Annotated in this window: 17 protein-coding genes, 1 other RNA gene and 2 pseudogenes; 11 read left to right on the top strand and 9 right to left on the bottom strand. The window is 63.1% G+C overall.

Features of this window, described 5'->3' with window-relative positions; translation table 11 throughout:
• The first annotated feature begins 134 nt into the window (after window positions 1–134).
• Complete coding sequence (locus LB577_RS07165; RefSeq protein WP_224686149.1) at window positions 135–644, top strand: hypothetical protein; 510 nt, start codon at window positions 135–137, stop codon at window positions 642–644.
• Between the two features lie 6 nt (window positions 645–650).
• On the opposite strand, the gene LB577_RS07160 is transcribed toward LB577_RS07165, so the two are convergent.
• Window positions 651–965, bottom strand: a complete 315-nt coding sequence (locus LB577_RS07160; RefSeq protein WP_013894640.1) for a DUF2293 domain-containing protein — start codon at window positions 963–965, stop codon at window positions 651–653.
• Window positions 962–1,501: a tRNA (N6-threonylcarbamoyladenosine(37)-N6)-methyltransferase TrmO gene (tsaA, locus tag LB577_RS07155; RefSeq protein ID WP_224686148.1), complete on the bottom strand. Its 540-nt coding sequence runs from the start codon at window positions 1,499–1,501 to the stop codon at window positions 962–964. The genes LB577_RS07160 and tsaA overlap by 4 nt, the downstream gene beginning before the upstream one ends.
• Window positions 1,502–1,692: 191 nt before the next feature.
• Between tsaA and LB577_RS07150 the strand changes: the two genes are divergently transcribed.
• Together LB577_RS07150 and metF are read left to right on the top strand one after the other, a co-directional pair.
• The gene (locus LB577_RS07150) at window positions 1,693–2,715 is read left to right on the top strand and encodes an ArsR/SmtB family transcription factor (RefSeq protein WP_224686147.1); all 1,023 of its coding nucleotides are present in this window, start codon (window positions 1,693–1,695) and stop codon (window positions 2,713–2,715) included.
• Window positions 2,715–3,632, top strand: a complete 918-nt coding sequence (gene metF / locus LB577_RS07145; RefSeq protein WP_224686146.1) for a methylenetetrahydrofolate reductase [NAD(P)H] — start codon at window positions 2,715–2,717, stop codon at window positions 3,630–3,632. The genes LB577_RS07150 and metF overlap by 1 nt, the downstream gene beginning before the upstream one ends.
• Window positions 3,633–4,012: 380 nt before the next feature.
• Here metF and LB577_RS07140 read toward each other — a convergent pair whose 3' ends face one another.
• Window positions 4,013–4,930, bottom strand: a complete 918-nt coding sequence (locus LB577_RS07140; protein ID WP_224686145.1) for a DMT family transporter — start codon at window positions 4,928–4,930, stop codon at window positions 4,013–4,015.
• A 211-nt stretch (window positions 4,931–5,141) separates the two neighbouring features.
• Between LB577_RS07140 and LB577_RS07135 the strand changes: the two genes are divergently transcribed.
• The gene (locus tag LB577_RS07135; RefSeq protein ID WP_224686144.1) at window positions 5,142–6,362 is read left to right on the top strand and encodes an alanine racemase; all 1,221 of its coding nucleotides are present in this window, start codon (window positions 5,142–5,144) and stop codon (window positions 6,360–6,362) included.
• Here LB577_RS07135 and LB577_RS07130 read toward each other — a convergent pair.
• The gene (locus LB577_RS07130; protein ID WP_224686143.1) at window positions 6,359–7,084 is read right to left on the bottom strand and encodes an SDR family oxidoreductase; all 726 of its coding nucleotides are present in this window, start codon (window positions 7,082–7,084) and stop codon (window positions 6,359–6,361) included. The genes LB577_RS07135 and LB577_RS07130 overlap by 4 nt on opposite strands.
• A gap of 86 nt (window positions 7,085–7,170) precedes the next feature.
• Here LB577_RS07130 and LB577_RS07125 point away from each other — a divergent pair, with 86 nt between their 5' ends.
• Window positions 7,171–8,112, top strand: a complete 942-nt coding sequence (locus LB577_RS07125) for a LysR family transcriptional regulator (protein ID WP_318013436.1) — start codon at window positions 7,171–7,173, stop codon at window positions 8,110–8,112.
• Window positions 8,113–8,144: 32 nt separating this feature from the next.
• Here LB577_RS07125 and LB577_RS07120 read toward each other — a convergent pair whose 3' ends face one another.
• Both LB577_RS07120 and LB577_RS07115 read right to left on the bottom strand, forming a co-directional pair.
• Window positions 8,145–9,323, bottom strand: coding sequence for a lytic murein transglycosylase (locus tag LB577_RS07120; RefSeq protein ID WP_224686142.1), 1,179 nt, complete (start codon window positions 9,321–9,323; stop codon window positions 8,145–8,147).
• A gap of 411 nt (window positions 9,324–9,734) precedes the next feature.
• Complete coding sequence (locus LB577_RS07115) at window positions 9,735–10,535, bottom strand: GH25 family lysozyme (RefSeq protein ID WP_023778025.1); 801 nt, start codon at window positions 10,533–10,535, stop codon at window positions 9,735–9,737.
• Window positions 10,536–10,793: 258 nt separating this feature from the next.
• Here LB577_RS07115 and LB577_RS07110 point away from each other — a divergent pair, with 258 nt between their 5' ends.
• A complete protein-coding gene (locus LB577_RS07110) occupies window positions 10,794–12,173 on the top strand; it encodes a serine hydrolase domain-containing protein (protein WP_224686141.1) in 1,380 nt (459 codons plus the stop codon).
• A gap of 40 nt (window positions 12,174–12,213) precedes the next feature.
• Here the strand turns inward: LB577_RS07110 and LB577_RS07105 are convergent.
• From LB577_RS07105 to LB577_RS07095, 3 genes and pseudogenes are all read right to left on the bottom strand, one after another.
• Window positions 12,214–12,882: pseudogene (locus LB577_RS07105) on the bottom strand (class I SAM-dependent methyltransferase); the annotation flags it as partial.
• A complete protein-coding gene (locus LB577_RS07100) occupies window positions 12,879–14,177 on the bottom strand; it encodes a DUF3419 family protein (RefSeq protein WP_224686140.1) in 1,299 nt (432 codons plus the stop codon). The gene LB577_RS07100 and the pseudogene LB577_RS07105, both read right to left, overlap by 4 nt.
• Window positions 14,178–14,335: 158 nt before the next feature.
• Complete coding sequence (locus LB577_RS07095; protein WP_224686196.1) at window positions 14,336–18,100, bottom strand: hydantoinase B/oxoprolinase family protein; 3,765 nt, start codon at window positions 18,098–18,100, stop codon at window positions 14,336–14,338.
• 181 nt (window positions 18,101–18,281) lie between these two features.
• Between LB577_RS07095 and LB577_RS07090 the strand changes: the two genes are divergently transcribed.
• The 5 genes and pseudogenes from LB577_RS07090 (at window position 18,282) to rnpB (ending at window position 21,520) form a co-directional block, all read left to right on the top strand.
• Window positions 18,282–18,491, top strand: coding sequence for a hypothetical protein (locus LB577_RS07090; protein WP_023765142.1), 210 nt, complete (start codon window positions 18,282–18,284; stop codon window positions 18,489–18,491).
• A 160-nt stretch (window positions 18,492–18,651) separates the two neighbouring features.
• Window positions 18,652–19,357, top strand: a pseudogene (locus tag LB577_RS07085) (TerB family tellurite resistance protein).
• A complete protein-coding gene (locus LB577_RS07080) occupies window positions 19,354–20,109 on the top strand; it encodes an N-acetylmuramoyl-L-alanine amidase (RefSeq protein ID WP_224686139.1) in 756 nt (251 codons plus the stop codon). The pseudogene LB577_RS07085 and the gene LB577_RS07080 overlap by 4 nt, the downstream one beginning before the upstream one ends.
• A gap of 211 nt (window positions 20,110–20,320) precedes the next feature.
• On the top strand, window positions 20,321–21,040 hold the full coding sequence (locus LB577_RS07075; protein WP_023765139.1) for a lytic transglycosylase domain-containing protein: 720 nt from the start codon (window positions 20,321–20,323) through the stop codon (window positions 21,038–21,040).
• Between the two features lie 80 nt (window positions 21,041–21,120).
• Window positions 21,121–21,520: RNase P RNA component class A (gene rnpB / locus LB577_RS07070), an RNA gene on the top strand.
• The last annotated feature ends 167 nt before the right edge of the window (window positions 21,521–21,687 follow it).

Here is a 21,687-nt window from a genome sequence, read left to right as displayed (position 1 = left end):
GGGGTCCGCAGGCTATCGGCCTCGGTCAGAAGGCATAGAGCCAGGCGCCCGGCGCTGTTCGTCCTCAAGGGGGACGTGGCCGATACATCAGGCTGGAATTGCCTTATGGTCGCGTTGCTGAGATGGAGGGGGAGATGAGCAGGCTTGAGATCGTTGTTGCGGCTTTGTCGATTTTCGCCGCAGCCGGCGAAGCCAGCGCGCAGTGCGTGAAAGAGGGCGACGAGCTCTGCCAAAGTGGCCAGACCTATCGCTGTGAGAAGACGGGCAGCGAACTGACGCCGATCTTCCAGAACCTGCCTTGCGCGGTGAACATGCCGGCGCCGACGCTGACCGGCACCTGGGCCGGCAGCGGCCACCAGACTCCGGCGGGTGACGCCGGCGCCGACTGGTCGATCGCCATGACGATCGGCGATGGCAGCGGGTCGATCGACTATCCGTCGCTCGGCTGCGGCGGATCACTATCTCAGACTTCCAGGGACGACAGCTCAGCGGAGTTCCATGAGAGCATCACCTATGGTCAGGACAAGTGCATCGACGGCGGCGACATTACCGTCCGGTTCTTCAAGGCAAAACTGTCCTGGACATGGGTCGGCCACGCCGATGGCCGACCATACAATGCCGTCGCCGTGCTGACGCGCCAATAGCCGGTCTCATTCGTCCTCGTCGTCGGCGTCGAGCAGGCGGGTGGCGCGCCAGCGGGTCAGCACCACGTTGGTCTGCTCGATGACGAAAAAACGCGCCGAGTCGCGGTCATAGCCGTCGGTCAGCAGTTTTTCGTAATCGGTGTGCATATGGCGGATATGGGCAATCGCGGCCAGCCACACCGCGATCGACGGCGGCAAGGTTTTCATATGCACCGAGCCGGCATCCGTGCGGATCTTCTCCATGTCGGCGTAGGGCGCCAGCGGCAGAAGCGCTGTCAGCGCCTTGGCGATGGCGCGGCGGCGGCCTGTCGGCGCGGTCATCGCTGACTCCGATCGGATTCCTCTCGTCCCTCAATGGTCGCCTCGGCAATGGCATCGGTCGAGGCGAAGTAAGGCTTGATGTCGAGAACCGGCGTGCCGTCGAGCACGTCGATGGCGTCGAGATCGACGCGCCCGGTGGTGATGTCGAGTCCCACGAGCCGCGCCACATGCAGGCCGACCGGATTCGGGCGGGCAGGGGAGCGCAGGCCGAATACGCCTTTGGCTTCAGCCGCATGGCGCGGTTTCTGCACAATCAGATTCCGCGGCGCGTGATGCAGCCAGGACAGGATGACGACGTGGCTGGCCCGCTCCAGGCCGCGCAGGCCTTCGCGATAAGGCGTATCGATGGTGAGCATGGCGGGCTGTCCTGCCTCGCGCGCAGCGCGCATGTTCTTCGGGCAGCTTTCCCGCGTCGTCCACGGCGAGGCGATGCGGCCGATGAAGACGACGCCGGCATCGGGCGGCATTGTTGCCGGATCATGGTCCAGCCTCCGCTCGCCTTCGCGTGCCTCGAACATCTCACGCGGTCCGGTCATTCTGCCCATCTCTTGCTGGTGCATGTCATCGCCCCAAAACCGTTGCGCACTTTTGGGCGATATGCACCGGAAAATCACGCATGCGGCATTTTCTTGTCCGGAAGCGACATAGCGCTTGCAAGGTTTTGAAAATCGACATAAACATATGTTTATATCTTTTTCAAAGTGAATAGGCTGAAAAGAATACGCTGATGCACGTCTCGCTCGACACCATGGTGGACACATTGAAGGCGGCGGCCGAATCCAGCCGCCTGCGCATACTGGCATTGTTGTCGCGCGGCGACCTCACGGTTTCCGATCTTACCGAAATTCTCGGCCAGTCGCAGCCGCGTGTCTCCCGGCACCTGAAGCTGTTGCTGGAGGCAGGGCTGATCGGCCGCTACCAGGAAGGCTCGTGGGCCTTCTTCCGGCTCTCGGATGCCGATTCCGCGCGTGACTTCGTCATGGGGCTGGTTTCCGGCATTCGCGGCGCCGATCCGCAGGTCGAGCGTGATCTGGAGCGGCTGGCCTCGGTCAAGCGCAAGCGGCAGGATCGCGCCACCGAGTATTTTTCGGTGAACGCGGCGAGCTGGGACCATATCCGTTCGCTGCACGTGCCGGACCGTGCCGTCGAGGCCGCCATGCTGAAGCTGGTCGGCAAGCGGCCGTTCCAGTCGATGCTCGATCTCGGCACCGGCACCGGGCGGCTGCTCGAGATCTTCTCGCCGCTCTACCGGCGCGGCATCGGCATCGACATGTCGCGTGAGATGCTGACCGTGGCGCGCGCCAACCTCGACAAGGCCGGCGTTTCGAATGCGCAGGTGCGGCAGGGCGACATCTTTTCGCCGCCGGTCGAGCGCGACGCCTTCGATCTCGTCACCATCCATCAGGTGCTGCATTACCTCGACGATCCGGCCCGCGCCATCTATGAGGCGGCGCGGCTGTTGCGGCCGGCGGGCAGGCTGGTCATCGTCGACTTTGCACCGCACACGCTGGAGTTCCTGCGCGAAGAGCATGCCCACATGCGGCTCGGCTTCTCCGACCGGCAGATCGGCGAGTGGTTTGCCGAGGCCGGCCTCGACCTCGAGGACGCCCAGGAGTTCGAGCCGCGCGGCGGCAACGAGGCCAGGCTCACGGTAAAACTCTGGCTTGGCCGCGACCGTCGCCTGCTGATTGCCGATCCCGCCAATGACAGCCAGCAGACCAAAATGACCTCGATAGGGGAAATCGCCTGATGAACCAGTTCCGTTTTTCCCGCCGCCCCGACATTGGCGACAAGGTCCGGGTTTCGTTCGAATTCTTCCCGCCGAAGTCCGACGAGATGGAGGCAAGGCTGTGGGACACGGTCACGCGGCTGGAGCCGCTGAAGCCGAAATTCGTATCGGTGACCTACGGCGCAGGCGGTTCGACGCGCGAGCGGACCGCGCGCACCATCAGCCGCATCCTGCAGGAAACCAGCCTGACGCCGGCCGCGCACATGACCTGCGTGGATGCCGCCCGCCATGAGGTCGATGCAGTCATCCAGGAATTTGCCGATATAGGCGTGAAGCGCTTCGTCGCCTTGCGCGGCGATCCGGCCGCGGGCGTCGGCACCGCCTACCGTCCACATGCGGACGGCTATGCCAACGGGGCTGAGCTGGTCGGGGCGCTGAAGAGCGCCGGGGACTTCGACATCTCGGTCTCGGCCTATCCGGAAAAGCATCCGGAAAGCCCTGACTTTGCCACCGACATCGACATGCTGAAGCGCAAGGTCGACAATGGCGCAACGCGGGCGATCACCCAGTTCTTCTTCGACAACGATCTCTACGAGCGCTATGTCGAGCGTGCGCGCCGCGCCGGCATCTACATCCCGATCGTTCCCGGGATCTTGCCAGTGCACAATTTCACCCAGGTCGCCAATTTCTCGGCGCGCTGCGGTGCGCTGGTGCCGGCATGGCTGGCCGAGCGCTTCGACGGCTTGCAGAACGACCCGCAGACGCATGCGCTGGTGGCGTCAGCCGTGGCCGCCGAACAGGTGCTGGACCTGGTCGAGCGCGGGGTGGGCGACTTCCACTTCTACACCATGAATCGGGCCGACCTGGTGTTCGCGATCTGCCACATGATCGGCATCCGTTCGCACGAGGCTGAGGTGGCCGGGTCGGCCGCGGCATAGGCAAGCTGGATAGCAAAAGGCCGGGTAAAACCCGGCCTTTCGAACTGTCTGGACTATTTGGTGCTGGTCTTCCCCGGTTTGGCGGGTTCAGGGAAGGACGCCCATAATGAGGGCGCCGATGAAAGCAAACGCAGCACAGATCATCAATGCGTTGATTGGCCTCGTAAGTCCCATGACATAGCCTCCTCTTAAAGAGCTATGAGTGGGAGTCTAGGTTCATTTGTGCCACAGGCAAGCGGAAAATGTGCTGCATTGCGACGTGATTGTGGAATTTGCGACCCCGGTTTTGCCGTTAGGCTTTGAAACTCCTGCGCAAAAACCCGCTTCAGGCCTGTGAATAAATTGTGGCGACGGCGTGTCGTTGCTGTGTCATGGCAGCGCTACCTTTTGACAAATAGCCGCCCATCGATGGTGACAAGGCCAAGCGCGATCAGCACCACGCCGCCGATCTCGAACAGTTCCAGCCGTTCGCCGAGGAACATGAAACCGAGCAGCATGGCGCTGGCTGGCACGATGAGCGTGACCAGCGAGGCGTTGGTCGCCCCGGCCGAGGCGACGAGATTGAAATAGAGGATGTAGGCGAAGGCGGTGGACAGCAGCGCCAGCGCAAAGACGGCCGTCCATACCGGCGGCGAGGCCGAGAACAGGCCGGCCGGGCCATGGGCGAAGAGCACGATCGGGATCATGATAATGGTCGAGGCGGTCATCTGTCCGGTGGCGATGACCGGCGAGGGCACGCCCTTGAAGCGGCGTGCGACCATCAGGGCGACGCCATAGGACAGCGAAGCGCCGATCAGCGCGAATTTGGCCCAGACCGGGCCGCCGAGCCCGGCGAGCAGGCCCGGTCCGATCATCACCGCGGTGCCGGCAACGCCTAGCGCAATGCCGGCAAGCTTGTTCCAGGAGAGCTTCTCGTCCGATGTCAGCGCATTGGCGAGGATCAGCGTCCAGAACGGCGTGGTGGCATTGAGCACCGAGGCGACACCGGCGCCAAGCTTCGTCTGGCCGGCAAAGATTAGCGAGAAGGGGATGACGTTGTTGGTGAAGGCCAGCAGGAAGAACAGGCCGGCGTGGGGCAGGGCGAGGCGGAAGGAGGGGCCGCGCAGGCCGAGATAAAGCTGCAGCGCGATCGCGGCGATGGCGACGCGAAACAGCACCAGCACCAGCGGGTGAAGTTCCGCCACCGCTATGCGGGCGAAGAAGAACGAGCCGCCCCAGATCGCACCGAGCAGCAGCAATTGCCCCCAGTCGGTGAGCGTCATCGGTCCGCGTGGTGGTGCTGTCGCGGCCATTGCCATGTGAATCATCCTCCTCCAAGACGGGCTGAAATGCCGACCGGTCAGGCAGATGGCATATCGGGTTCGGCGGCAAGGGCCACCCGAAACCTGATCGATGGCAAACGCTGCCCCAAAACTAGAGTGGCTGCGCCGGGCGCACGAGACACAGAATTGTTTTCATTGGCCGCTAGCTTGGATTAATTGTGCGCAGGCTGAAGTCGAGGATTCGTCAATGCAGCGATTCGAGAATGCCCGCGAGGCAGCCCTGGCGCTTCGCCCGGACGATCCGGTCTATTGCTTCCGCCCGCAGGTGCTCAAGGCTGACGCCAGACAGTTCATGGGCATGTTTCCCGGCAAGACCGCCTATGCGGTCAAGACCAATGGCGAGCAGATCGTGCTGAAGGCGCTGGTCGAGGCCGGTGTCACTGCTTTCGACGTTGCATCGCCGGGCGAGTTTTCCGCCGTGCGCGCGGTCTCGCCCGATGCCGAGATGCTCTACATGCACCCGGTCAAGGCTCAGTCGGACATCAAGCTGGCGCTTGAGAAATACGCCATCCGCGTCATCTCGCTCGACCATGAGGACGAAATCACCAAGCTGACGCGCGTGGTGCGGGCGCTCGATATCGATCCGGGTGCAATCAGCGTGTTCGTGCGCATCCAGACGAAAGGATCGGCCGCCTACGAGCTGTCGAAGAAGTTCGGCGCCGGACCGGCTTATGCCGTTGAACTCGCAGAGCGGCTGAACCGCACCGGCTACAAGGTTGGGCTTTGCTTCCACGTCGGCAGCCAGATCGAGGACCCCGACACCTATGAGCGAGCGCTTGCCTCGGCCGACTGGGTGCGCAACCGCCTGACCTTCGATATTGCCGGGTTGGATGTCGGCGGCGGCTTTCCCGCTGAATACGGGCACGATCCCAACCGCAAGCAGATCGAGATGCCGTCGCTCGGCCAGATCATGTCGCGGCTTTCCGGCGACCTGAAGGAGTACCAGTTCGACCAGATTCCATTGGTGGCTGAGCCGGGCAGGGTGATCGTGGCGCGCTGCCTGTCGCTGATCGTGCGGGTGCTGTTGCGCAAGGGCAAGCGGCTCTACATCAATGACGGCATCTGGGCTTCGCTGTCTGATTCATGGACCGGCAAGATCACGCTGCCGGCCCGCTTCATCCCCGATCCGGCGATCCGTTCGCGCAATGGCGAGGAAAAGAACATCGTGCCGTTCAAGGTCTGCGGCGCGACCTGCGATTCCGTCGACATCCTGTCCCGGCCGTTCTGGCTGCCGGAAACCGTCGACACCGGCGACTGGATCGAGATCGGCCATATCGGCGCCTATTCGCTGTCGCTAAGGACCCGCTTCAACGGGTTCTATCCCGACACCTTCGTCGAGGTGGCGACGCCGTTCGACGAGGGCGACGCGCCGCAGGGCTTCGCCAGTTTGGAGACGATGGCGGATTAGGCCACGCCGCCACCGGCCTGGATGTTCTCGCCGGTCAGCCAGCGAGCCTCGTCGCTGGCCAGGAAAACCGCGATATCGGCAACGTCGCGCGGCGCACCGATCCTGCCGAATGGAGACATGCCGGCCGCAACGGCGCGATCGCGCTCGGGAAGCAGGTCCGTGTCGGTGAAGCCCGGCGACAGCGCATTCACGGTGATGCCACGCGGTCCGAGTTCACGCGAGAGCACACGGACGAATTGTTCGACAGCACCCTTGCTGCCGAGATAGAGCGCTGTCTGCGTGAAGAACATCTTCGTGCCGCCGGTTGAGACAGCGATGATGCGGCCGCCGTCGCGCACGCGGCGCGCTGCTTCCTGAAGCGTGAAGAAGGTGCCCTTGGCGTTGGTGCCGAAGACATGGTCGAAATCGGCCTCGGTTGCCTCGGTCAGCGGTTTGATGACGGCGACGCCGACATTGGCGACGACGATGTCGATCGTGCCCAGCTCACGCTCGGCCTCGTCAAACAGGCGGCTGATATCCGAAACGCTGGACATATCGGCCTGGATGGCGACGGCTTTTCCCCCGTTGCCGGCGATGGCGGCCACGACCTCATCGGCGGCTTTCTGGTTGCCGACATAGTTGACGGCGACGGCGGCGCCCTTGGCCGCGAGCCCTTCGGCGATGGCCCGGCCGATGCCGCGCGAACTGCCGGTGACGAGTGCGGTTTTGCCTTGCAGGGACATGATCAATTTCCTTCAACCGTTTATCCCGCGTCGATATTCGTGACGGGCTGATGGCGAAGAGATAGCGACATGCAACTGATCAGATAATGGCCTATTATCTGAGTGGCTTGTTAATCCAGGGATACACAATGCGTGGGTCCGAATTCGCCGAACTCAAGGCATTCGCGGCAATCGTGGAAGAGCGCAGTTTCGTTCGCGCCGCCGCCCGGCTGCGCGTGTCTCCGCCGGCGCTAAGTCAGTCGATCCGGCAATTGGAGGCTCGCATCGGCGTCCGCCTGCTGAACCGCACGACGCGCAGCGTTTCACCCACTGCTGCCGGCGATACGCTGTTTGCGCGACTTGCCGTTGCGTTTGAAGAGCTGGAGGGCGCCGTCGCGGACGTTCATGCCACACGTGACCGGCCCGCGGGTTCGCTGCGCATAAATGTGCCGCGTGTCGCCGCGATGCGGTTCATCGCGCCGATCCTCGGCGACTTCCAGCGCACCTATTCCGATATCGCGCTGACCGTCATCGTCGACGACACGCTGACCGACATTGTCGGAGGACGGTTCGATGCCGGTATACGGCTTGGCGAGCGGCTGGAGAAAGACATGGTGGCGGTGAAGCTGAGCGGGGATCTGCAAATGGCCGCTGTGGCCGCTCCTGCCTATCTCGAGAACCGGCCCATACCTCGTCATCCGCAGGAGCTGCACCGGCATCAATGCATCAAATTCCAGTGGCCCGGCGGCGGCAACCTCTATCGATGGGAATTTGCGCGCGGCAAACGGGCCTTGGAAATCGCGGTCGAGGGGATCTTGACCGTCAACGACACCGAATTGATGCTCAACGCCGCGCTGGATGGAGCCGGCATCGCTTACATGATCGACTACCAGGTCCGGCCCTGGCTGGAAAATGGCAAGCTGATTCGGTTCCTGGAAGGCTGGTCGCCCAGCTTTCCCGGTTTCTATTTGTATCACCCAAGCACGCGGCACGTGCCGCCAGCCTTGAGGGTGTTCATCGATTTCCTGCGGGCGAGGAGGAATGAGTGAGTAGTGAGTAGTTCACTCAGTACTCGCTCCCTTCACAGTTTCGCCAAAAGCTCCGGTGTCGGCCAACCGTCCACGGGTAACCCCAGCCGCATCTGCTCCTTGCGGACGGCTTCGCGGGTGTTGGTGCCAAGGATGCCGTCGACCGTGCCGACATCGTAGCCCCTAGCTTCGAGCTTGGTTTGCAGTGCCTTCATCTGGTCGTTGTCGAGGCCCGGTTCGGGGTTGCGTGGGTCAAGCGGCGGCGCGCCGGCGAGACGGGCGGCGAGGTTGGCCGCGGTCAGCGCATAGGTGAAGGATTGGTTCCATTCGAGATAGACGTCGAAATTGTCATAGGCGAGGAAGGCCGGGCCCTTGCGGCCCATGGGCAAGGCGAGGCCAGCCTTCAGGCCCTTGTCGATAAGCGGCGAGCCGTCGGGATTGGTGATGCCCCACTGCGCCCACTGTGTCAGCGGCAGTTTGTTGGTGCGCCCGGTCTGGTCCCACGGCATCTCGTCGGGCACGCGCACTTCCTGGATCCAGGGTTCGTCACGCTTCCAGCCGCGCGACAGCACCTTGTTGGCCGTGGTCATGATCACGTCGGGCACGCTGCCGCGCAGGTCGATCTTGCCGTCGCCATCGCCGTCGACGCCGCGCGCCAGATAGTCCGAAGGCAGGATTTGGGTCTGGCCGATCTCGCCGGCCCAGGCGCCGGTGACATCGGCCGGCAATACGCCGCGATCAATCAGTTCCAGCAGTGGTACGAGTTGCTGCCGGAACAGTTGCGGGCGGCGGCAATCATGCGACAGTGTGACCAGCGCGCTCAGCGTGTGGAAATCGCCCTGCACGGCGCCGAAGTCCGTCTCCAGTGCCCAGAAGGCGGTGATGACCGGCGCCTGGACACCGAACTGCTGGTCGGCGCGGGCGAAGATATCGGCGTATTTCTTCATGTTCGCCGCACCTTGCTTCAGCCGGTAGGCCGAGATCATGCGGTTGGAGAATTGGACGAAGGTCTGGGTGAAGACGCCCTGGGCGCGGTCGCGCGCCAGCGCCCTCTCGTCGAAGTTGGCATCTTCAAGCGCATCGAGGCCGACAGGACCGACGCCTGCCGCCTTGGCCTCGGCCGCGACGCCCTGTTTCCAGGTTTCGAAGTCGCCGCCGCATTCCTGCGCCACCGCCGGCAAGGCCGTGGCGCACAGGAGCAGCGCCGCGAGGGCTTGAGAACGCAGTCGCATCGGCTTCCTTTCGAAACGAAGAAGGGCAATGTGGTGGCTTGCCGGTAAGCCCAACGCCCTGAATTACCGGCGGTTGCACTCATTACCGCTGGCTGTGTCGAAAAGCAGGCGGCAGGCCCGGTGTCAACGGTTCTTCTGCCGTAGCCACATATCCGGGCGGATTCGCTGCCGTTGAAACCGGTTCAACGGGAGCTCTGCTGGAGTGATTTGATCCAAGCGGTGCTGCCGTTGAACTCGGTTCAACGGAAACTCTGCTGGAGTGATTTGATCTAAGGCGGTGCTGCCGTTGAACCCGGTTCAACGGAAACTCTGCAGGAGTGATCAATCCAAGTGGTGCTGCCGTTGAACCGGTTCAACGGAAACTCTGCTGGAGTGATTTGATCTAAGGCGGTGCTGCCGTTGAACCCGATATCAACGGGTGTTCTGCCGCAGCCACTTGTTCCAGGCGGCCTCGCTGCCGTTGAACACGTTGATATCGGACTTGCCGGTCATGCCGGGAACGATGCCCGTGCCGGTGTACTGCCAGAAGGTGAAGGGATGGCTGCCGTACTTCTCGCGCGGATGGCCGGCGACGGAGCGCAGCCAGTAGGGATAACCGCGGAAGGTCGACAGTTCGTTGTCGTCGAAGAAATCGACCGAGGTGTAGATGATCGGCTTCTTGCCGTAGTGCCGCTCGATGATTTCGAGGAAGGTGGCCATCTCCGCGCGCACCGTGGCCGCGTCGGGGCGCAGCCTGCAGGTCGGCGATTTCGGGTTCCATTCCATGTCGAGGACCGGCGGCATCGAGGAGCGGTCGACGGGGACATTCTGGATGAACCAGCGCGCCTGGACGGCCGCCGGCGTGCAGAAATAGAAGAAGTGATAGGCCGCGCGCGGAACGCCCGCGGCTTTGGTGCGTGCCCAATGCTCGTTGAAGTATTCGTCGAAGCGGTCGCCGCCCTCGGTCGCCTTGATGAAGGCGAAGGAAATGCCGCTCGCCCTGGCCGCCGGCCAATCGACCGAGGTCTGGTACTTGGAGACGTCGGTGCCATGGACGGCATAGTTCCATGGCGCCCCGCTGTCCCATTCATGCGGCTTGGAATCGCCGAAGCGCGGCGCGCGCACGGCAACCGTCCCACTGCTGGACGAAGATGGCGACAGCGGCGAGAGATCGTCCACGGTCGAGCAGGCGCCAAGCAGCGTCAGCATGAAAAGAGCCGCAAGACGGCGCATCACAATTTCCAAGCCGGATTCAGCCGGTCGCTGATGGGTTGTTGTTGCGGGGTGACCTCAGTGCCTTGGTCGGCACGTGTCAGCCCTCAGGAGATCGCCCCACAGCATCTCCTGATTCTCCAGTGATCGCCGATCATGGTTGATAACAGGTTGATGGCGCTCGACAAGAACCTCGATTTTGCCGAAGCAATGGCGGCAAATCGATGACATAGATCGAGCCGGAAGTGACCGGGCAGCTGAAGAGCAGGGACCGAAAAGATGCGGATCGTCGTCAAGATCGTCAAATGGCTGCTTGGCCTGATCGTGCTGGCGGTCGCCGCTTTGTTTGCTTGGCTTTATATCGCGCCGCCGGAATTGATCCGCGTCGGCTCGGGCTATTCGGCCAAGATCGTCTGCTCCAATGTCTTCATAGCCGGGCGCGACCCCAACGAGGTGCTTGCCGTCGACGTACAGGCTCCCGGCCACCCACTGCTGCGGCTGATGCGGGTTTCGGTCGACAAGAACCGCGGTACCGTTTCCGCTGGTTTGCTCGGCTTCCTCGGCAAGAGCGTCGCCGTCGCCCGTGACGGGCTGGGCTGCGCCTCGGTCCCCGACGGCGACGTCGGCAAGGCGCGGCGCACGGCAGTCCATGTCGAGCCTGTCGCGACCAGCCGGGATACGCTGTGGCCGGAGGGCGAGCGGGTCGACGCTTCACAGGATCCGGTGATTGCAAAGCTGCTCGACGATGCGGCGCTGACCGGCGCCGGCATGCGGGCGATCGTGGTGGTCAAGAACGGTCGCGTCGTCGCCGAACGCTATGGCGAGGGGTTTTCCGCCAAGACGCCGCTGCTCGGCTGGTCGATGACCAAGACGGTGAATGCCGCCATCATCGGCACGCTGGTCAAGGACGGCAAGATGACCATCGACAACAAGGGCCTGTTCGCGCCGTGGAAGACAGATGGCCGCGCCGCGATCAGCCTTGCCGACATGATGGCGATGTCGAGCGGGCTGGAATTCAACGAGGATTACGGCGACGTCGCCGATGTCACGCGCATGCTCTATCTCGAACCCGACATGGCAAGCTTTGCCGAATCCAAGCCGCTGACTGGCGAAGTCGGCAAGGTGTTTTCCTATTCGAGCGGCACGGCGGTGATGCTGTCGCGGCTCTGGCAGGATGCGATCGGCGACAAGGCCAAGGCGCTGACATTGCCGCGCAGCGCGCTGTTCGAGCCGCTCGGCATGCACAGTGCGGTGCTCGAAACCGATGAGCAGGGCACATTCGTCGGCTCGTCCTATCTCTACGCCACCGCGCATGACTGGGCGCGCTTCGGCCAGTTCCTGCTGCAGGGCGGTGTCTGGAACGGCAACCAGGTCCTGCCGGCCGGCTTCGTCGACTGGATGCGCGAACCAGCACCGGCGTCCAATGTCTACGGCAAGGGCCAGTTGTGGATCGAAGCACCCGGCGACGAGGAGAAGCCTGGCGCTGGTGTCGCAGCGGGCCTGCCCAAGGACACTTACTGGATGCAAGGTCATGACGGGCAGACTGTCACCATCATCCCGTCCGAGCAGTTGGTGGTGGTCCGGCTCGGCCTGACGCCGGCCAAGCTCGGCTACCGCCCGCGGACGATGGTGGGAGCGCTGGTGAAGGCATTGCATTAGCTCCTACCCCCTCGATGGGGGAGGTGGGATTGCGCGGCCCGACCACGCCAAGCCAGGCATAGCCGCGATAAAGCGTGCGGAAACGGAAGGTTGCGCCTGTTCGCCGGGATTCCGATTCCAGAACTTCGCGCAGAGACTCACGCGGCGAGACGTGGAATTTTCTGAGCCAGCCGCGCAGCAACGTCCGGAACCAGCCGGGCAGCCCCTCCTGCTGGCCGAAGTCGACGATATGCAGCGAACCGTTGGGGGCAAGTGCTGCCAGTGCCGCCGACACTGTCTTCTCCCAGCCGGGGATCATCGACAGCGAATAGGACACGAAGACGCGGTCGAAGCGTTCGGTGCCGAAGAGCGCGCCGGCATCGAAATCGGTCGCGTCGCCTCTTGCCAGCGTGACGCGGCTGGACAGGCCTTTGCGGTCGATCGCCTTGCCGGCCGTCTCCAGCATCTCGGCCGAAATGTCGAGGCCGAAGAAGCGGGCATCGGGATAGCGACGGGCGGCCAGGATGATGTTGCGCCCGGTGCCGCAGCCGAGTTCCAGCACGCTGCCGCCTGCTGGAACATCCAGCCCTGAAATCAGCCGGTCGCGGCCGAGAAGATAATATTTGCGGGTCAGGTCGTAGATGTGGCGCTGCCAGCGGTAGACGCCGTCCATCAGTTCGGCATGGTTGGCCTTGAATTCGGGGCTGGCCGGCAGTTCCGTCGTGCTCATGCCGGACGCTTCACATAGAGGTGGAAGCCGCCATAGATGGCCGAGCGGTCGCGGGCCGAGAAGTCGCGCGATGCCTCGTTCTGGTAGTCCCATTGGTCGAGCAACGAAGTGGAGACGCGGCCCGGCAACAGGCTGGGCTCGGCGGCGGTGCGGAAGATGACGCGGGCGCCGGTGGAGGCCGTGCGGGTGATTTCCGACCACAGTGCATTGAGCTGGTCGTCGGTCATCCAGTCCTGGGCGTCGAGCAGGATGAAGCGGTCGACGGTGCCGGCATCCTTGCCGGCCAGGAACTCGATCAGATTGGCATGGTGGATGGCGACGCGATCGATGTTGCCGCGGATGGTGTCGTAGTTATGCTTTTCCAGATAGGCGGGCAGGGCGGCTTCGCCGGGCTCGGGATAGCGGCGGGCGAAAGCCTGCCAGGCGAAATAATTGTTTTCCAAGGGAAAATCGCAGGCGAGTTTTTCCAGCCGGGCCTTCAGCACGCTGGCCATTGTGCCGTCGCCGGAGGTGATCAGGGAATCGTACTGCGCCGGCGGAATGCCGAGGCCGAACAGCGAGGCCTTGCGCGAGGTCGCCCATTTCAGAAGCTTCCTGTCGAAGACCGGCGCCAGTTCCTCGTTGAAGAACCGGCGCTGTTCGCCGATGTTGCGGGCCTGCATGATGCCCGCTGGGTCGACGCCGAAGAATTTCGCCGTGCGATGGCCCATGGCGATGAACAGGCCGAGCAGGCCGGTCTGGTAGAAGTTGCGGTCGAAAACGCCGATGCGCCTGATGCCGCGCCAGTTGCGGCGCTCCCAATAGTGACGGCTGACCGGATCGAGATGCGGCGCGATGAAGCGGTCGTAGGCTTGCGAATTGTGGCTGGTGTCGGCAGCACCGAAGAAACGAAACAGATCGCCCTGCGAGGGCAGACGGCGCACCGCCTCCAGCTTCATGCGGTTCAGCGCGATGTGCGCGGCGTTGAGGTCGACGGCGTCGATCCTTGCCGGCGAGCGGGTGAGGTAGGCCAGGATGTTGCAGCCGCCCGAGGCGATGGTGACGACGCGGTGGCCCTTGCCAAGCTGCATGGCCTCCATGTCGACATCGGGGTCTTCCCAGATCTGCGGATAGACGAGGCCGGAAAACAGGAAGGCGAACAGCCGCTCGGAAATGCCGGCTTTCGAAAGCGCACGGTTCTGGTAGACGGCCCTTCCAACTTCCTTGCCGCGGCGAAAAACCAGATCCGAGGAGACGTCCGTCATGGCAAAGTGATTCCCCATTTGCTTTGCCGCAAGCGGGTAGCGCAGGGTCATGACAGGCCGGTGACAGTCGGAAGCATCGATAATTCTACTGCGGCGGTCATCTAACGCGGCTTTCTGCGCTTCCGGTGCTCACGGACTTAATGTCCGCTCCGCTCCGGTTCTCGAAAGTCACGTCACCTGACTCGCCGCAGCGAATTCTCGAAGCTTCCTCAGGCGCGGCCAAATCCACCCGGCGTCGGTGTCGTCAGGATAACAGCTTCACCGGCATCCAGCACCGTCTGATCACAGGCCTTCAACGTGTCGACGTGACCGTCCTTGCGGCGAACCTGGGTCGAGCCGACCTCACCATCACCACCACCGTCCAGCCCCTGCGGCGGGCGGTTGCGGTGCGAGGACAGGATTGCGCATTCCATCTTTTCGAGGAAGCGGATGGTGCGTTTGGTGCCGTCGCCGGCATTCCATTTGCCCGTGCCGCCGGAGCCTTCGCGGATGTGGAAATCCTCCAGCACCACGGGAAAACGGAGTTCCAGCACTTCCGGGTCGGTGAGGCGGGAATTGGTCATGTGGGTGTGGACGCCGGACGTGCCGGCAAAGCCGCGGCCGGAGTTCATACGGCCTGCCGGCGAGCCGGAGCAGATCGTCTCGTAATACTGGTATTGCTTGTTGCCGAAGGTCAAATTGTTCATCGTGCCCTGCGCATTGGCCATCGCGCCCATGGCGCCGAACAGCGCGTTGGTGACATGCTGCGAGGTCTCGACATTGCCGGCGACGACGGCGGCGGGGTAGGCGGGCTTCAGCATGCAGCCATCGGGAATGATGATGTTGATGGGCCTGAGGCACCCGGCATTCATCGGGATCATGTCCTCGACCATGACACGGAAGGCATAAAGCACCGCCGCACGGGCGACAGGCTCGGGTGCGTTGAAGTTGTTCTTCATGACCGGTGACGTGCCGGTGAAGTCGACGGTCGCCTCGCGTTTTTGCCGGTCGACCGATATCTTCACCTTGATGATCTGGCCGGTGTCGGTCGGGTATTCGTATCGCGACGTGTCGGGCAACCGTTCCAGCACGCGGCGCACGCTTTCGGCGGCGTTGTCCTGGACGTGACCCATATAGGCCTCGACGACATCGAGGCCAAAATGCGCGACCATCTTGCGCAGTTCGGCGACGCCTTTCTCGTTGGCGGCGATCTGCGCCTTGAGGTCGGCTATGTTCTGGTGTGGGTTGCGGGCCGGATAGCGGTGGTCGGTGAGCAGCGTCTGCAATTCCGTCTCGCGGAATTTCCCGCGGTCGACGATGCGGAAATTGTCGAACAAGACGCCTTCCTCGTCGACCGTGGTGGCGAGCGGAGTCATCGATCCAGGCGCGGTGCCGCCGATATCGGCGTGGTGGCCGCGCGACGCAACGTAGAAGAGGATCCTGGGCGATTGGCCAATCTCCCCCCTTGTGGGGGAGATGCCCGGCAGGGCAGAGGGGGGCGTGACAGAACGAGACGTTGGCGGGACAGCGCCCCCCTCTGTCGGCTTCGCCGACATCTCCCCCACAAGGGGGGAGATCGGGCGCGCTTCCTCGAACACCGGCGTCACAACGGTGATGTCGGGCAGATGCGTGCCGCCATTATAGGGCGCGTTGAGGGCAAAGACGTCGCCGGGGTGGATGTCGCCGGAGTTCAGCCGGATGATGGTCTCGACCGAACGGTCCATCGAGCCGAGGTGGACCGGCATGTGCGGCGCGTTGGCGACCAGCGCACCGGTGTGATCGAAGACAGCGCAGGAAAAATCCAGCCTTTCCTTGATGTTGACGGAGTAGGCGGTGTTCTGCAGCGTGACCCCCATCTGCTCGGCGATCGACATGAAGAGGTTGTTGAAGACCTCCAGCATCACCGGGTCGGCTTCGGTGCCGAGCGCTGCCTGCCGCCGCTTTCTTGCGATGCGGCGCAGCAGCACATGGTTCCTAGCGGTGATCTCGGCCTGCCAGCCCGGCTCGACGACGATGGTCTGGTTCGGCTCGATGATCAGGGCGGGACCGGCAATCCTGTTGCCCGGCTTCAGCGCCTCCCGGCGGAAAATGCCGGATGCACGCCATTCTCCCTCGGTAAAGATTTCGCGGCTCTGCGAAGGGCTTAAGGCGAGATCCTCGGTTTCTGAATCACTTTCGTCGCGGCCGCCGCCGCCGGTGTCGGTGCCCTCGACGCCGACCGTCTCGACGATCATCGGCTTGTCGTCATAGACGAAACCGAATTGCGCCTTGTGGGCGATCTCGAAATCGCGCTTCGCCCGGAAAATCGAGTCACTTTCGAAATTCACCGGCAGTGTCGCGTCGGTGCCGTCGTAGCGAATGTGCAGCACCGGCCTTGCGGCAACCGCGTCCTCGGCGATGCCTTGCGCAGCGAGTTCGGCGATGACGGTGTTTCTCAAATTGGCAATGAGGCTACCGATCTCGGTTCGGGACTCCTCCACAAGCGGCTTGAGCAGCGCCTGCTGGCGCGAGGCAAAGACGGAGGCTAGGCCGATGCCATAGGCCGAAAGCAGGCCGGAGAAGGGGTGGATCAGCACCGCCTCCATGCCGAGCGCGTCGGCAACCAGGCATGCGTGCTGGCCGCCGGCGCCGCCAAAGCAGTTCAGCAGGTATTCGGTGACGTCGTAGCCGCGCTGCACGGAAATCTTCTTGATGGCGTTGGCCATGTTCTCGACGGCGATGGTGATGAAGCCTTCCGCGACCGCCTCGGGCGAGCGGCCGTCACCGATCTCGGCGGCAAGTGCGCTGAATTTCGCGCGCACGGCCTCGACGTCGAGCGGCTGATCCTGGTCGGGGCCGAATATCGCCGGGAAGAAATCGGGCTGCAGCTTGCCCAGCATGACGTTGGCGTCGGTGACTGCGAGCGGTCCGCCACGCCGGTAGGCGGCGGGGCCGGGATTGGCGCCGGCGGAGTCCGGGCCGGAACGAAAGCGGCCAGCCTCGTAATGCAGGATCGAACCGCCGCCGGCGGCGACGGTGTGGATGCGCATCATCGGGGCGCGGACCCGCACGCCGGCGACTTCGGTGTCGAAGGCGCGCTCATACTCGCCGTCATAGTGGGCGACATCGGTTGATGTGCCGCCCATGTCGAAGCCGATGACCTTGTCGAAACCGGCGGATTTCGCTGTCTCGACCATGCCGACGACGCCGCCGGCCGGACCCGACAGCAGCGCGTCCTTGCCTTGGAACATATTGGCGGCGGTGAGACCGCCAGAGGACATCATGAACATCAGGCGGGGGGATTGGTCAGTCTCTCCCGCCGCACCCAGTTCTCTTGCCACCTGCTGCACATACCTCGACAGGATGGGCGACAGATAGGCGTCGACCACGGTTGTGTCGCCGCGGCCCACCAGCTTGATCAGCGGCGAAACCTCGTGGCTGACCGAGACTTGGCCGAACCCAAGCTTGCGGCAGACTTTTGCCACCGCCTTCTCGTGATCGGGATATTTCCAGGCATGCATGAAGACGATGGCTACGGCATCGATGCCGTCGGCCTTGGCCTGTTCGATTGCCGGCCGGCAAGCGGCGATGTCGAGCAGCCGTTCGACGGAGCCATCGGCCAGCACACGCTCGTTGACCTCGATGACGCGCTCATAAAGCTGTTCGGGAAGGATGATCTCCTTGGCGAAGATGTCCGGGCGCGCCTGATAGGCGATCCTGAGCGCATCGCGAAACCCCTTGGTGATGAGCAGGAGCACGCGGTCGCCCTTGCGCTCCAGAAGCGCATTGGTAGCCACCGTGGTGCCCATCTTGATGTCGCCGAGCCGGCCGGGCGGAAGCGCGACCCCAGGTTCAAGCCCGAGCAGGTCACGGATGCCCTGGATGGCGGCATCGCCATAGGCTTCCGGGTTCTCCGAAAGGAGCTTGCGCGGATGCAGCCCCCCTTGCGGGTCTCGGCCGACGACATCGGTGAAGGTGCCGCCGCGGTCGATCCAGAAGTCCCATTTCGCGGCCATGGCGGCTGTCTCCGGCATTTTTCGTTTCCAGCTTTCGTTGTTAATGCGCCAAGGCATCAGCGGCAACGCATCCCGTTGATGTTACACGCGGAAACGCAACGTTACGAAACTCATGGCGATGTGATGCATTTCCCCTTCGACCGTTCACTGCAACGTGAACGTGTGTTGAAGGAGAGATGTCATGAAAAAGCTCATTCTTGCGTCCGTGTCCGCGCTTGCCCTGCTGGGCCTCGCCGCCTGCAGCGACAGCGGCACAGGCACTGACAACACCACCACGCAGAGCACCAATCCGCCGGCCTCCGAGCCGATGAAACCCGCGGCCCCGGCTGATAATTCGACCAAGCCTGCCGAGCCGGCTCCGGCAACGCCTGCTCCTGCGCCCGCGCAGTAGCTTGTAAGCAGTAAGTGTCTTGGGAGAAAAGGCCGGCGTCATGCCGGCCTTTTCTTGTGGAGGCGGCCATCGGAACCGAAGAGGCGCTCTCCTCACCGACCCCGGACAGTGGCCGTTATTGGCTTGATAGCGGGGTCCGGTTGGCTCTATGAAGCTGGCCATGTCGATTTGGGACCGCCTTGGCGAATTCATAACACGGGTTTCGTCTTCGACGACGGCGGGCCGAAGCCGTGCGCACGGTGTTCTCCGGCGACGCGGACCTGCGCCGCCGCGTCGCCTTCTCGGTGGCCATGATCGCGCTTTCGGCCAAGATGGCCAAGGCCGACGGCATCGTCACCCAGGACGAGGTGCGCGCTTTCCAGGAAATCTTCGAAGTGCCCCCGAAGGAGACGCGCAATGTGGCGCGGCTGTTCGATCTGGCGCAGCGCGACGTGGCCGGTTTCGAGACCTATGCCGAACGGATGGCGCAGATGTGCGGCTCTGGGCATTCCAACTGCGTGATGCTGGAAGACATACTCGACGGCTTGTTCCACATCGCAAAGGCCGACGGCTTGGTGCATGAGCATGAAGGCACCTTCTTGCATCGGATCGCGGAGATTTTCCGCATCGACGAGGCACATTATGAGGCCATTCTGGCGCGGCACGTCAATCTTGGCGCTGGCGACCCCTATGTCGTGCTCGGCATCGAGCGCGGCAAGCCCTTCGAGGAGGTCAGGAAGCGGTACCGCAAGCTGGTTTCCGACAATCATCCCGACCGGCTGATCGCGCGCGGCCTGCCGCAGGAATTCATCAAGATCGCGACGACCAGGGTCGCGGCGATCAACGCCGCCTATGAGATGATCGAGCGAGGCCTGCGGCACGTATGAGCGGCTTCCTGCCCGACGAGCCGCGCGCCGAGGTCAGGGTGTCGCCGAATTTCGGGCCAAGGCGCGACACGCTGAAACCCGATATGATCGTGTTGCACTATACCGGCATGGCGACGGGTGCCGGGGCCGAGGCGTGGCTGTGCGACCCGGCCAGCGAAGTCTCGTCGCATTATCTCGTGCATGAGAATGGCCACATCGTGCAGATGGTCAGGGAAAGCGACCGCGCCTGGCACGCCGGCAAGAGTTCCTGGTTCGGACGCAGCGACATCAACTCCTGTTCGATCGGCATCGAGATCGTCAATCCAGGACATTCGCTGGGCTATCGCGGATTTCCCCAGCGCCAGATCGACGCGGTGATCGGCCTGTGCAAAGGCATTGCCGCGCGGCATGCGATCCCCGCCACGCGGGTGCTGGCGCATTCGGACGTGGCGCCTGGGCGCAAAGTCGATCCAGGCGAGAAGTTTCCGTGGCGCGCGCTGTTCGACGCCGGCGTCGGCCATCTCGTGCCGGCCGCTCCCGTGAGGCGTGGAGCCGCGCTGAACCCCGGCGACAGCGGCGCCGATGTCGAGGCACTGCAGTCGATGCTCGCGCTCTATGGCTATGGTGTCGAGATATCGGGCGTTTTCGATCATCAGACACGGATTGTCGTCGAGGCTTTCCAACGGCATTTCCGTCCCCGCCTGGTTGACGGGCTGGCCGACGGCTCGACGATGCGTACGCTGCAAAAACTGCTTGCCTCCATGAGCCGCTGACCCAGGTCAAGGCCCTGCCCAAGTAATCCTTTCCGCCTTTCAGGTTACAAACTGTCACTTAAAGTGACTTGCCCCGCCTTCATTGGCGCCAATTCGGACTTCAAAGGGCAATTCGTACAGTTTGTCGGACGTCTATCCCCCCGGATGTTCCGATATTAATCAAGGCGTGCCACGCGATGATCTTCGCGTGGTCCAAACAGAACAGGATCACATGCAGAAATTGACCGTTGTAACGGCAGCTCTTGCTGCCGGCGTAATGACTTTTGCCTTTGGTGCGGCCAATGCTGCGCCGTTAAGCCCACGGGCCGATCAAGGGCTCGTAGTGGCAACCGCCAAAGGCAAGGCCATTTCGGCCAAAAGCAGCAGGAGTGTGAAGACGGCGAAGAAGCAGGCTTCCGCGAAAGTGGAAAAGGCAAGCTGGACCAAGGCGAAGAAATCCACCGCCAAAAAGCAGACCAAGCGCGGACGCAAGACCGTCGACATGATGACGACGGCATCGATCGGCCTCGGGAATGCAGCCGCGTCGACGGCAGCGGTGGCCAGCAGCGGCCAGTATTCCGCGATCGTCGCCCGCTATGCGGCGAGCTACGGCATCCCGGTGTCACTGGCTAATGCCGTCATCAAGATCGAGAGCAATTACCGGCCGAACATGGTCGGCGGCGCCGGGGAGATCGGCCTGATGCAGATCAAGCCGGCAACGGCGCGGATGATGGGCTACAACGGTTCGGCCAAGGGCCTCTTCGATCCCGACACCAACATCAAATACGGCATGAAGTATCTCGCCATGGCGCGGGATCTCGGCGGCGGCACGACCTGCGGCACGATCCTGAAATACAATGCCGGGCACGGCGCGACACGGATGAACCCTGTCTCGGCCGCCTATTGCAGCAAGGTCAAGGTGCAGTTGGCCGCCGTTGGTGCGCCTGCCTGAGAAGAGTTGGCGTAAGAAGAGCTGGCCGCAACCGGCTTTTTCGGTTGCGTTTTCTGGGCTGAACCCCTTTATACGCCTTGCCAGCTGGCCGGGCGGCCGCACTCGCAAACGCCGAAAGGCCGCGGGTGAGGAAAGTCCGGGCTCCATGGAGACACGGTGCCGGTTAATGGCCGGCGGGGGCGACCCCAGGGAAAGTGCCACAGAAAGCAAACCGCCACGGTTTCACCGTGGTAAGGGTGAAAGGGTGGGGTAAGAGCCCACCGCGCGACTGGCAACAGGAGCGGCACGGCAAACCCCACCGGGAGCAAGACCGAATAGGGGCGGTGCGAGGGGAAACCCTCGAGGGCTGTTTCCGGCTCACCGTCCGGGTAGGTTGCGTGAGGCGCATGGCGACATGCGCCCAAGATGAATGGCCGCCACGTTCTCGTCCCGCAAGGGGCGAGGGCCATACAAAACCCGGCTTACAGGCCGGCTGGCAGTTTTCCTTCGAAAGAAAAACGCTTGAGATCAGCAGGTTGCGCCCTCCAGCGCGCCTGCCGATTCAAGTCGGTGCGGCTTTTGCCGGCTGGATCGACACCAAGCCATTGCTTGAAGCTGGTACGATTAAATCGTACCATAGGATCGACGCAAGGCATCGGGAGCCTATC

The sequence above is a fragment of the Mesorhizobium sp. B283B1A genome (genome assembly GCF_020165735.1).
GTDB lineage: Bacteria > Pseudomonadota > Alphaproteobacteria > Rhizobiales > Rhizobiaceae > Mesorhizobium > Mesorhizobium opportunistum.
This window is presented reverse-complemented; position numbering and strand designations above follow the sequence as displayed.

Excerpts from the sequence above, each read along its gene's own strand:
- LB577_RS07165 (WP_224686149.1), top strand. The coding sequence starts at position 135 with ATGAGCAGGCTTGAGATCGTTGTTGCGGCTTTGTCGATTTTCGCCGCA.
- LB577_RS07160 (WP_013894640.1), bottom strand. The coding sequence starts at position 965 with ATGACCGCGCCGACAGGCCGCCGCCGCGCCATCGCCAAGGCGCTGACA.
- tsaA (WP_224686148.1), bottom strand. The coding sequence starts at position 1,501 with ATGACCGGACCGCGTGAGATGTTCGAGGCACGCGAAGGCGAGCGGAGG.
- LB577_RS07150 (WP_224686147.1), top strand. The coding sequence starts at position 1,693 with ATGCACGTCTCGCTCGACACCATGGTGGACACATTGAAGGCGGCGGCC.
- metF (WP_224686146.1), top strand. The coding sequence starts at position 2,715 with ATGAACCAGTTCCGTTTTTCCCGCCGCCCCGACATTGGCGACAAGGTC.
- LB577_RS07140 (WP_224686145.1), bottom strand. The coding sequence starts at position 4,930 with ATGGCAATGGCCGCGACAGCACCACCACGCGGACCGATGACGCTCACC.
- LB577_RS07135 (WP_224686144.1), top strand. The coding sequence starts at position 5,142 with ATGCAGCGATTCGAGAATGCCCGCGAGGCAGCCCTGGCGCTTCGCCCG.
- LB577_RS07130 (WP_224686143.1), bottom strand. The coding sequence starts at position 7,084 with ATGTCCCTGCAAGGCAAAACCGCACTCGTCACCGGCAGTTCGCGCGGC.
- LB577_RS07125 (WP_318013436.1), top strand. The coding sequence starts at position 7,171 with ATGGCCTATTATCTGAGTGGCTTGTTAATCCAGGGATACACAATGCGT.
- LB577_RS07120 (WP_224686142.1), bottom strand. The coding sequence starts at position 9,323 with ATGCGACTGCGTTCTCAAGCCCTCGCGGCGCTGCTCCTGTGCGCCACG.
- LB577_RS07115 (WP_023778025.1), bottom strand. The coding sequence starts at position 10,535 with ATGCGCCGTCTTGCGGCTCTTTTCATGCTGACGCTGCTTGGCGCCTGC.
- LB577_RS07110 (WP_224686141.1), top strand. The coding sequence starts at position 10,794 with ATGCGGATCGTCGTCAAGATCGTCAAATGGCTGCTTGGCCTGATCGTG.
- LB577_RS07100 (WP_224686140.1), bottom strand. The coding sequence starts at position 14,177 with ATGACCCTGCGCTACCCGCTTGCGGCAAAGCAAATGGGGAATCACTTT.
- LB577_RS07095 (WP_224686196.1), bottom strand. The coding sequence starts at position 18,100 with ATGGCCGCGAAATGGGACTTCTGGATCGACCGCGGCGGCACCTTCACC.
- LB577_RS07090 (WP_023765142.1), top strand. The coding sequence starts at position 18,282 with ATGAAAAAGCTCATTCTTGCGTCCGTGTCCGCGCTTGCCCTGCTGGGC.
- LB577_RS07080 (WP_224686139.1), top strand. The coding sequence starts at position 19,354 with ATGAGCGGCTTCCTGCCCGACGAGCCGCGCGCCGAGGTCAGGGTGTCG.
- LB577_RS07075 (WP_023765139.1), top strand. The coding sequence starts at position 20,321 with ATGCAGAAATTGACCGTTGTAACGGCAGCTCTTGCTGCCGGCGTAATG.